Here is a 10737-nt window from a genome sequence, read left to right as displayed (position 1 = left end):
GATCGAGCGTGACCGTGGCGATCCCGCCGGCGACGTCGAGCGCGATCACGCGACGACGCTCGCCAACCGCCACCAGCCCGGTTGTTCCGCGGCGACCACGGCCGCCGCCGCGTCGCGATCCGCCGCGTCCGGGAACAAGGCGAAACAGGTCGCGCCCGATCCCGACATCCGTGCCAGCACCGCGCCCGGTCGCTCGCGCAGGATCGCCAGCACCTGCGCCACCTGCGGCGCGACCCGTTCGGCGGCGGGCTGCAGATCGTTGCGCCCGGCGATACCACGCGCGAGCGTGTCGCCGCCGTTCGGGATCGCGCCGCGATCGACGCCGTCCCACCCGGCGAAGACCGCCGCGGTCGACACCGGCACCAGCGGATTGACCAGCAGCACCGGCATGTCGCCCAGTCCGGCGATCGGCGTCAGCGCATCGCCCCGACCGCTGCCGAAGGCGGCGCGGCCAAGCAGGCAGGCGGGCACGTCGGCACCCAGCCCGACGGCCAGCGCGACCAGCCGCGCGTCGTCCGCCGCCACGTCATGCCGCCGCGCCAGCGCGCGGAGCGTCGCGGCGGCATCCGCCGATCCGCCGCCGATCCCGGAGGCGACCGGCAGATATTTGTCGAGCGTGATCGCATGATGCTGCGCGATGCCGAACGCCGCGCGGAACGCCGCGGCGGCGCGCACGACCAGATTGTCGGCGTCCGGCCCGACGACGCCCGCGAACGGGCCGCCTACAGTGAAAGCGGACGTATCGGCGTCGGCCAGCGACACGCGATCGCCGTCACGCGCGAAGACGAACAGAGTCTCCAGATCGTGATAGCCGTCGGGGCGCCGCGCGCGGACGTGCAGCGCCAGGTTGATCTTGGCCGGAGCGGTTTCGGTCAGCATCCGCGCGCTGTGCGGCACGGGGGCCGGATCGGCAAGGTGGGTGGCGGGCGTCGGCGCGGAGCGAGGTGGTAGGGGCTCGCGCGAAGACGCGGAGGCGCGGAGTGCGCGGAGGATGGCCCGCACCGTGATGCGCCGGTCGACTGAAAGATGAAGGCCGCTGTCGCGGCGGGGGCACCATCCTCCGTGAAATTTTCTTCGTTGCGCCCTGCACAAGCCGCGCTCGTCGTCATGCGGGACGTTCCGGGATGACGGGGAGAGCGACGCCATGCGCCAGCGCCCCGCCGGCCTACAGCCCGTCGGCGATCTTCGCATCCAGCCGCGTCGTCGCGGGGGGCTGCGCCGAGACACGCGCGGCGGTCCAGGCGTAGCGCGCTTCGTAGCGGCGGCCGGCCTGCCAATAGGCGTCGCCCAGATGCTCGCCGATCTCGGCATTGGCCGGGTCCGCGGCGGCGGCGCGTTCGATCAGCGGGATCGCGCGCGCCACCTGTCCGCGGCGCAGCAGCGACCAGCCGAGCGAATCGGTGATCGCCGCATCCCCCGGCTTGAGCGCGGCGGCGCGTTCCAGCAGCGCCTGGGCGGTGTCGGGCTGTTCGCCGTGTTCGACCAGCGCATAGCCCAGATAGTTGAGCGCGATGGGATCGCCCGGCGCCAGCGCGACCGCGCGTTCCAGCGCGGCACGCGCCTCCTGCCACTGCCCCGCGCGGTCCAGCGCGGCGCCATATTGCAGCCAGAGCGTCCCGTCCTGCACCGCGCCGACGCGCGTGGTCAGCGCACGGAAGATGGCCGCGGCGTCGACCGGCTGGTCGAACCGCAGATAGAGATCGGCGAGCCGCAGGCGATCGGCATCGGTCGCGCCCGGCGCCTGCGCCAGCACGCGCGCTTCCGCCACAGCCGCCTCGGTATCGCCCTTCGCCGCGAGCAGTTGCACGCGCCCGGCGCGCGCGTTGGCGGCATAGATGCTGTCCGGGCGGATCTGCGCCAGTTCGGCGATGCCGCGATCGACGGCGTCGTCCTTCGACAGCGCCGCGGCCAGCAGGATGCGCGCGCGGTCGTCGCCGGGATCGGCGCGCAGCGCACCGCGGATCAGCGCATAGCCGATCGGCCCCGGATCCCCCGGCGACAGATCGGAGGCGATGCGGGTGAACAGATAGGCGACGCCGAACGCCAGCGTCGGCCGCGCGCCCTGCCCGCGCGGACGGTCGCGCAGCGCCGCAACGGGCGATGCATCCCCCACCAGCAGCGCACGGGCCGCCCCCTCCTGCCCGCGGCCGATCAGCAGCCGCGCGGCGGCAAGCCGCAGGTCCTGCGCGGCCTGATCCACGCCGGCGCGCTCCGTCGCGATCAGCGGGCCGATCGCGGCCATTCCCGCCGCGACATCGCCGCGGCCGAGTTGCAGCAGCACGTCGCTTTCCCGCGCAAACCGCTGCGCCACCGGATCGACCGGCACGTCGCCTCCGGCACGCCCCGCGATCCAGCGGTCGAGCGCCGGCGTCAGGACGCGCAGCGGCCCACTTTCCAGCCCCGCCACCGCGCGCCGTGCCGCCGCCGCATCGCCCGCCGCCGCCGCCCGCGCGATCGCCAGCAGCGGGGCGTCGGCGGGGGCGGCATGATGCGCGGCGAGCACCGCCGCGGCGCGATCCGCCAGATCGAGGTCGCCGGCACGGATCGCCTCGCGATAGGCGCGCAATGCCACGACGGGATTGTCGGGCGACGCGGCCAGCGCAGCGGCATAGCCGGCCGCCGCCTGCGCCACCGCACCGTCGCGGTCGGCGACCCGCGCGGTCATGTAAAGGTCCAGGCCGGGGGTCGAGGGCACGGTTCCGGTCGCGGCCGCCGGCGATGCGGCCATGGCCAGGCACACCGCCAGCCCGTTGGGACCGGATGCCAACAGCAGGCGCTTACATATTGGGATAATTGGGTCCCCCGCCGCCTTCGGGCACGACCCAGTTGATGTTCTGGGTCGGGTCCTTGATGTCGCAGGTCTTGCAGTGGACGCAATTCTGCGCGTTGATGACGAACTTCGGATCGCCCGTGCCCTCGCCGACGATCTCGTACACGCCGGCCGGGCAGTAACGCTGCGCCGGTTCGTCGTACATCGGCAGATCGTATTCGACCGGGATCGACGGATCCTTGAGCCTCAGGTGGACCGGCTGGTCCTCCTCATGATTGGTGTTCGACAGGAACACCGACGACAGGCGGTCGAAGGTCAGCACGCCGTCGGGCTTGGGATAGTCGATCTTCTGGACCAGATCCTTGCGCCACAGCGTTTCGTGATCCGGGTGGTGATGCAGCGTGAACGGCATCTTCAGCCCCAGATATTCCGCCCACATCGTGATACCGGCCAGCCCGGAGCCGAGGAAGTCGCCGAATTTCTTCACCAGGGGCACGACGTTGCGGACGATCGACAGTTCCTTCTTCACCCACGACTGGTCGTAGGCGGCGGTATAGCCGGTCAGTTCGTCATGCTGGCGCTGCGACACGATCGCCTCGACCGCGGCCTCGGCGGCCATCATGCCGCTCTTCATTGCGGTATGCGTGCCCTTGAGCCGCGGCACGTTGAGGAAACCGGCGCTGTCGCCGATCAGCGCGCCGCCCGGGAACACCAGCTTGGGCACCGACTGGTAGCCGCCGTCGCTGATCGCGCGCGCGCCGTAGCTGACGCGCTTGCCGCCCTTCAGGAGCGCAGCGACCTGCGGATGCGTCTTCCACTTCTGCATCTCCTGGAACGGGGAGACATAGGGGTTGGTGTAGTTGAGCCACGTCACAAAGCCGATCGACACCTGCCCGTTGGCCTGGTGATAGATCCAGCCGCCGCCGTTGGCGCCATGTTCGCTGAGCGGCCAGCCCTGCGTGTGGATGACGGTGCCCGGCTGGTGCAGTTCGGGGTCGATGTCCCACAATTCCTTGACGCCCAGGCCATAGACCTGCGGGTCGCAATCGGCGCGCAGATCGAAGATGCGCATCATCTCCTTTGACAGATGTCCGCGACAACCTTCTGAAAAGAAGGTGTATTTCGCGTGGAGTTCGAGGCCGGGCTGGTAATCGGGCTTGCGCGTGCCGTCGCGTGCGACGCCCATGTCGCCGGTCGCGACGCCCTTCACGCTGCCGTCCTCGTTGAACAGCACCTCGGCGGCGGCGAAGCCGGGGAAGATCTCCACCCCCAGTTCCTCGGCCTTGCCTGCCAGCCAGCGGCACAGATTGCCCAGCGAGCCGGTGTACGTCCCCTTGTTGTGCAGGAACGGCGGGGTCCACAGGTGCGGCAGGTTGACCTTGCCCGTCTTCGTCAGCACCCAGTGGAGGTTGGTCGTGACCGGCACTTCCGCCAGCGGGCAGCCATCGTCACGCCAGTCGGGCAGCAGCTCGTCGAGCGCCTGCGGGTCGATCGTCGCGCCCGACAGGATGTGGGCGCCGACCTCGGACCCCTTTTCGAGCACGCAAACGGAGATCTCCGTCTCACGCGCGGCGGCGGCCTGTTTGAGACGGATCGCCGCCGACAGGCCGGCCGGGCCGGCGCCGACGATCACCACGTCATAGGGCATGGATTCGCGATCGCTCACTTGCTCTTCTCCTCTCGGTCCCGTTACGGCGGCGCTGGTCGCACCGGGGGAACGTCCTGTCCGTGTCGCGGTGCCAGCAAGTTGACCCTCGCGTCAACCACGCATCCTATAGGGAAGACGATGGGGGCAGACCAGAATCTCGATTGGGCCGCGGCGGCGGCGAGCGCGCTCGACTGGTGGCGCGATGCCGGCGTCGACGTGCTGGTGGCGGACGAACCGCTGCGCTGGCTGGAGGCGTCAGCGCCGGTCGCCGCGCCGGCGGCGACGCCTTCCGCGCCCGCGCCCGATGTGCTGCCCGACACGCTCGAGGCGTTCGCGGCGTGGCGGCTGGGCGACGGCGCGCCCGACGCCGGCTGGGGCGGCGTGCCGATCGCCGCGAGCGGTCCGGCGGGGGCGGCGGTGATGATCCTGGTCGACTGCCCCGAGCGCGACGACCGCGATATCCTGATGGAGGGGCCGGTCGGGCGCCTGTTCGACCGGATGCTCGCCGCGATCGGGCTGGACCGCGCACAGGTGGCGCTGGCGGCGGTCTGCGCGCGTCGCCCGACCACCGGCCGTGTGCCCCGCGACGTGGAGGCGCGGCTGGGCGCGATCGCACGGCATCACGTCGAACTGGTCACCCCGAAGCGGCTGCTGGCGATGGGCGATGCGGCGAGCCGTGCGATCCTGTCGATGAACGTCGCCGATGCCAGAGGACGTTACCACCCTCTTAACCATAGAAACGGCACGATTATCGAGGTCGTGGCGACCCACCATCCGCGCTTTCTGCTGGATCGGCCCGCCGCGAAGACCGAGGCGTGGAGAGACCTGCTGATGCTCATGAAGGAGCAGCATTCGTGAAGAACCGGATGATCGCCGGCCGGATGATCGGCGGATGGCTGATGGCGGCAGCCGCCACGCTGGCCCCCGCCGTGGCGAACGCCGAACCGAGCGCGCGCGGCACCGCCGCCGCCGCGACGGCGCGTGCCGGCATCCCCGACCAGCTGACCGCCGACCAGGCCGCCGGCTATCGCACCGTCTTCGCCGCGCTGCGCGACGGGCGCTGGTCCGATGCGCAGATCGCGCTGGACGCGATGCCGCCCGGGCCGCTCCACGCCTATGCCCGCGCGGAACTCTACACCGCCAAGGGTTCGCCCAAGACGGCGGGCGAGGCGGCGGCCAAGCTGCTGGCCGAGGCGCCCGAACTGCCGCAGGGCGAGGCATTGCTGCGCATCGCGCGAGCGCGCGGGATCGTCGACGGCCTGCCGGTGCTGCCGGTGGCGCAGCGGCTGATCTGGCAGGACGGCGCTCCCGTCCGCGCGCGCGCCAGGGCGACGAAGAGCGACCTGATCGCCGCCGAGCTCGCCACGAAGATGCAGCCGTTCATCAAGGGCGACATGGGCGCCGAGGCGCAGGCGCTGCTGGAGGCGACCCCCGGCCTGACCCCGGAAGCGCAGACCGAGTGGCAGGCGCGGATCGCGTGGATCTATTTCCTGCAGGGGCTCGACACGCAGGCGCGGCAGATGGCGGACAAGGCCGCGGCCGGCACCGGCGACTGGGCGCTCAACGGCCGCTGGACCGGCGCGCTGGCGGCGTGGCGGCAGGACGATTGCGCCGCGACCCAGCCGGGGTTCGAGGCCGTCGCCGCGCGTGCCACCGATGTCGACCTGCGCGCCACCGCGCTGTACTGGACCGCGCGCGCCGACATGCGCTGCGGCCGGCCCGACCGGGTGGAGGCGCGGCTGAAGACCGCCGCGCAGTACAAGGAAACCTTCTACGGCCTGCTCGCGCGGCAGGCGCTGGGGCTGGAGATCGAGCGGATCCGGCCGCAGCGCGTGACCAGCGATTGGGCGCGGCTGGAACGCCGCCCCAACGTCCGCGTCGCCGCCGCCCTGTCGCAGATCGGCGAGAACGAGGCCGCCGACGCCGTGATCCGCCATCAGGCGCGGATCGGCGACCCGGCGGATTTCGGCAGCCTGATCCGCCTGACGGAGACGCTGGACCTGCCCGCGACGGTCGTGTGGCTGGCGCACAACATGCCCAACGGCGTCGCCGCCACCCCCGACACCCGCTATCCGATGCCGAGCTGGACGCCCGACACCGGCTGGCGGATCGACAAGGCGCTGGTCTACGCCCACACGCTGCAGGAATCGGGCTTCCGCACCAAGGTGCGCAGCCCCGCCGGCGCCTACGGCCTGATGCAGATCATGCCCGCCGCCGCGACCGATTACATGCGCGAACGCGGGCTGACCGTGGATCAGGCAGCGCTGACCCGCCCGTCGACCAACATCGACATCGGCCAGCGCCATATCGAGAAGCTGCGCGACATGGGGCTGACCGGCGGGCTGCTGCCCAAGGTGATCGCCGCCTATAACGCCGGTCCCAAGCCGGTCGGCGAGTGGAACGGGATGGTCCGCGACAACGGCGACCCGCTGCTCTACATCGAAAGCATCCCCTATTGGGAGACGCGCGGCTATGTGGTGACGGTGCTGCGCAATTACTGGATGTACGAGGCGCAGGGCGGCAAGGCGCAAAGCCCCAGCCGCTCCGCGCTGGCGCAGGGCATGTGGCCGCGCTTCCCCGGCCTGCCGGGCGCGAGCGCGGTGCGGATCAAGGCGCCGTCGACCGGCACCGCGCTGGCGGTGAACGCGACCGTCGCGCCTGACGGGACGACGCGCACCAACTGAGGTGCGACGCTTGGCCGCGATGGCGTTCGCCGCCGTCCGACCCGTCGATGACGACGCGATCCGGATGGAGCGCTGCCCCGCCCCGCCGCGCGGTCAGCCGTCCGTGTCCGCGCCGTCCGGCGCGATCAGCCAGGCGCGCGCCGCGGCGATATCGGCGAACGATCGCGTCTCGCGCGCGGGGCTGATCCGCCGCGCCTGGATCGCGCCGAGCGCCGAGCCGACGACCACCGCCGTGCGGCGCGTTTGCGCGGCATGGCGTTCGTGGAACGTCGACAGCGCCGCCGCGACGTCCCGCACGTGCAGATGGGCGCGGCGCAGGTCGACGAGCGTGAGGTCGGACGTGACGCCCGGCGGCGCCGTGCCGCGCAGCTCCTCGGTCGCGGCCGCATATGCCGCCACCGTCTGCATCGTCCACAAGCCCACCAGCGTGATCGTCAAGATGCCGCCGTCCGCATCATAGCCGAACGTGAAACCCGGCTCCTCGAACATGATCCTCTCCTCCACCGCGCCGGCATCACCGGGAATACGGCAGCGCGCAACCGGATATTTACGTCATCGCAATAACATGCCGGGCCATGGACGTTCCGCCTCCGGTCCCGGCCGCCGTGCCGATCGACGATCTTGAACCCGGCGAACGCATCCGCTGGCAGGGCCGCGGCCGCGCGCAGGCGATGCGCAGCAGCTTTGCAATCTGGCTGTTCGCGATCCCCTGGACCGCCTTCGCACTGTTCTGGGAAACGCTGGCGCTGTCGCCATGGATCGCCCCAGCGCGCGCCGGCGGAACGAGCGCCGGCACGCTGCTGGCCGGGATCGTCATGCCGCTGTTCGGGGTGCCGTTCGTGCTGGTCGGCCTGTGGATGCTGGCGCGGCCGTTCGCGCTGATGCGGCGCGCGGGCCGCACCGTTTACGCGCTGACCGACCGGCGGCTGATCCGCCGCGTCGAAGGGCGGACCACCGAGGTGGAATCCATCTCGCTCGACCGGCTGGGCGCGATCACCACCAGGGAGCGCCGCGACGGATCGGGCGACCTGTCGGTTCAGACCGGCCGGCGGATCGATTCGGACGGCGACCGGGTCAACGCCTATTTCAAAGTCGACGGCGTCGCCGATGTCGCCGGGCTGCGCCGGTTGCTGTCGGCGTCGACGCAGGATTGACGCCGGCCGCTCTGGCACCGGGCGCTGCGCTCGCCTATCGTCGCGCGATGCCGATCGACGACACGCGCCCGTTCCTTCCCGTCCGCATCGCGGTGCTGACCGTGTCCGACACGCGCGGCCCGGCGGAGGACCGGTCGGGCGACGCATTGGTCGCGCGGCTGAGCGATGCGGGACATGTACTGGCGGAGCGTACGATCCTGCGCGACGATGCCGATGCGATCGTCGCGCTGCTGCACCGCTGGATCGACGATCCGCAGGTCGATTGCATCATCACCACCGGGGGCACCGGCGTGACCGGGCGCGACGTGACGCCCGAGGCGGTGGAGCGCGTCGCGGACAAGATGATCCCCGGTTTCGGCGAGTTGTTCCGCTGGCTCAGCTACCAGACGATCGGCACGTCGACGGTGCAGAGCCGCGCCTGCGCGTGCGTGGCGCGCGGCACCTATGTCTTCGCGCTGCCCGGATCGACCGGCGCGGTGAGGGATGCGTGGGACGGCATCCTGAAGGACCAGCTCGACAGCCGCCACCGGCCCTGCAACTTCGTCGAGCTGATGCCGCGCCTTCTGGAGCGCTGACGCGGCGCCCGCTCGCTCAGGCGGCGGGCTTCTTCGCCGCTGCCACCGGGGTCTTATGCTCGTCGAAGAAATCGTCGATCGAGCCCACCATCGTCGCCCACCAGTCGATCACGTCGGCGAAATTGGTGGCGTTCAGCCCACCGATCGTCGCGACGTCATAGCGCAGGACGACCGCGCCGTTCTTCTCCAGCGCCATTTGCGAAAAGCGCTTGCGCGAATTCCAGTCGTTGACCGCCGCCGCATCGATCCCGCCCGGATTCTTGAACGAGGCGTAGAATTGCAGCGAGTCGCACTGCTTGGCCTGTTCGCAGCCGTAGAAGAAGATGGTGTAGGAATAGCCGTCCGTGGCGCTTTCCACCTGCGGATCGCCGGTCTGATCCTTGCCCGGCAGCCCCTGATAGCCGCGCTTCACCAGTGCTGCGGCGACGGTGGCAGGGTTGCTGGCGCACACCATTCCGGCGGCGCACGGCGCCTCGTCCTTCGCCAGTGCGGGGGTTACCGACAGGAACAACGCGGCCATCGCGGCGGCCAGAAAACGCAGCATCACACGCCCCTTTGCACAAAATGAAGAACAGATGATGGCGCGTGCGTAACGAACCGCAATGGCGGGCGCAACGGCGCGATTGTTCTTTTTTTGTTCCACGTGGCGCGCTATGGAGGGGCATGGCGGATGGCAGGACCCGAGCGATACGCGGTGCGACGGTGAACACCGTCAGCACGCGCTTCGCCCTGCCGCAGCACGACGCGGACGGCGACTGGCTCGATTCGCGCAGCACCGTCGACGGCGCCCCCGCCCCGCCCCGCACCGTTGTCACGGTCGAGCACGCGCGCACGATCATCACCCGCAACCAGTCCCCCGACGTCCCCTTCGACCGCTCGATCAACGCCTATCGGGGCTGCGAGCACGGCTGCATCTATTGCTTCGCGCGGCCCAGCCATGCCTATCACGATCTCTCTCCCGGACTCGATTTCGAGACGCGGCTGTTCGCCAAGCCCGATGCGGCGGCGTTGTTGCGCGAGGAGCTGCGCAAGCCCGGCTATCTGTGCCAGCCGATCGCAATGGGGACCAATACCGATCCCTACCAGCCGATCGAGCGCGAATGGCGCATCACGCGCGCGGTGATCGAAGTGCTGGCGCAATGCCGCCACCCGCTGGTCATCACCACCAAGTCCGACCGCGTCGTGCGCGACATCGACCTGTTGGCGCCGATGGCGGCGGACGGGCTGGTGGCGGTGGCGATCTCGGTCACGTCACTCGACCCGCGGATCGCGATGACCGTCGAGCCGCGTGCGCCCACCCCCGAGCGGCGGCTGCGCGCGGTGCGGGCGCTGAGCGACGCGGGCGTCCCCACCTATGTCAACATGGCGCCGGTGATCCCCGCGATCACCGATGGCGAGGTGGAGGCGATCGTCGCGCGTGCCGCGGCGGCGGGCGCGCGCGGCATCTCCTACATCCCGGTGCGGCTGCCGTGGGAGGTCGCGCCGCTGTTCCGCGCGTGGCTGGACGAACATTTCCCGGACCGCGCGGGCAAGGTGATGGCGATCATCCAGTCGCTGCGCGGCGGTCGGGACAACGATCCGCGCTTCGGCATGCGGATGAAGGGCCAGGGGCCGTGGGCGGACCTGCTGCGCACACGCTTCCGCATCGCGCGTGGCAGGGCGGGGTTCGACGATGCGCGGCGCAAGCTGGACCTGCGCTGCGATCTGTTCCGGCCGCCGGCGGGTGCGCAGGGGGAGTTGTTCTGAGGGGGCGGGACCGCACGCGGAGAGGTGTTCCGGCTGTCAGCGGTAGTCCGACGTCCCTGCCCACTCGTCATCCCGGCGAAGGCCGGGATCTTTCGGGGAAGGGAGAAACGGCTGCGGCGGGAGACCCCAGCTTTTGCTGGGTTGACGGGCGGGGCTGGGG

The 10737-nt window shown here is 70.8% G+C and carries 10 protein-coding genes; 5 read left to right on the top strand and 5 right to left on the bottom strand.

Going from position 1 to position 10737, the window contains the following annotated elements:
- Window positions 1-45: 45 nt before the first annotated feature.
- From AX685_RS11710 to AX685_RS11700, 3 genes are all read right to left on the bottom strand, one after another.
- Window positions 46-879 carry a 4-(cytidine 5'-diphospho)-2-C-methyl-D-erythritol kinase gene (locus AX685_RS11710; protein ID WP_066488874.1) on the bottom strand — a complete coding sequence of 278 codons (834 nt, stop codon included), beginning with the start codon at window positions 877-879 and terminating at the stop codon, window positions 46-48.
- A 286-nt stretch (window positions 880-1165) separates the two neighbouring features.
- Window positions 1166-2767: a tetratricopeptide repeat protein gene (locus AX685_RS11705; protein ID WP_231738821.1), complete on the bottom strand. Its 1602-nt coding sequence runs from the start codon at window positions 2765-2767 to the stop codon at window positions 1166-1168.
- Between the two features lie 10 nt (window positions 2768-2777).
- Window positions 2778-4436, bottom strand: a complete 1659-nt coding sequence (locus AX685_RS11700) for an electron transfer flavoprotein-ubiquinone oxidoreductase (protein WP_066488868.1) — start codon at window positions 4434-4436, stop codon at window positions 2778-2780.
- 120 nt (window positions 4437-4556) lie between these two features.
- Between AX685_RS11700 and AX685_RS11695 the strand changes: the two genes are divergently transcribed.
- Together AX685_RS11695 and AX685_RS11690 are read left to right on the top strand one after the other, a co-directional pair.
- Window positions 4557-5276 (top strand): uracil-DNA glycosylase family protein, encoded by a 720-nt coding sequence (locus AX685_RS11695; RefSeq protein WP_066488866.1) that lies wholly within the window; start codon window positions 4557-4559, stop codon window positions 5274-5276.
- 23 nt (window positions 5277-5299) lie between these two features.
- Window positions 5300-7102, top strand: a complete 1803-nt coding sequence (locus AX685_RS11690) for a lytic transglycosylase domain-containing protein (protein ID WP_420542552.1) — start codon at window positions 5300-5302, stop codon at window positions 7100-7102.
- Between the two features lie 93 nt (window positions 7103-7195).
- On the opposite strand, the gene AX685_RS11685 is transcribed toward AX685_RS11690, so the two are convergent.
- Complete coding sequence (locus AX685_RS11685; RefSeq protein WP_066488864.1) at window positions 7196-7591, bottom strand: hypothetical protein; 396 nt, start codon at window positions 7589-7591, stop codon at window positions 7196-7198.
- Window positions 7592-7677: 86 nt separating this feature from the next.
- Here AX685_RS11685 and AX685_RS11680 point away from each other — a divergent pair, with 86 nt between their 5' ends.
- Both AX685_RS11680 and moaB read left to right on the top strand, forming a co-directional pair.
- Window positions 7678-8256, top strand: a complete 579-nt coding sequence (locus AX685_RS11680) for a hypothetical protein (RefSeq protein WP_066488862.1) — start codon at window positions 7678-7680, stop codon at window positions 8254-8256.
- Between the two features lie 47 nt (window positions 8257-8303).
- Entirely contained in the window at window positions 8304-8831 is a 528-nt protein-coding gene (moaB, locus tag AX685_RS11675; protein WP_066488860.1) for a molybdenum cofactor biosynthesis protein B, read from the top strand.
- A 16-nt stretch (window positions 8832-8847) separates the two neighbouring features.
- Here the strand turns inward: moaB and AX685_RS11670 are convergent, their stop codons facing one another.
- A complete protein-coding gene (locus tag AX685_RS11670) occupies window positions 8848-9375 on the bottom strand; it encodes a YbjN domain-containing protein (RefSeq protein ID WP_197418581.1) in 528 nt (175 codons plus the stop codon).
- Between the two features lie 119 nt (window positions 9376-9494).
- On the opposite strand from AX685_RS11670, the gene AX685_RS11665 reads away from it, so the two are divergent.
- Window positions 9495-10577, top strand: coding sequence for a PA0069 family radical SAM protein (locus AX685_RS11665; RefSeq protein WP_066488856.1), 1083 nt, complete (start codon window positions 9495-9497; stop codon window positions 10575-10577).
- Window positions 10578-10737: the final 160 nt, after the last annotated feature.

Source organism: Sphingomonas sp. CCH9-F2 (assembly GCF_001556735.1).
Classification (GTDB): Bacteria; Pseudomonadota; Alphaproteobacteria; order Sphingomonadales; family Sphingomonadaceae; genus Sphingomonas; species Sphingomonas ginsenosidimutans.
The sequence above is the reverse complement of the archived record's forward strand: the minus strand, read 5'-3'. Positions and strand labels throughout refer to the sequence as shown.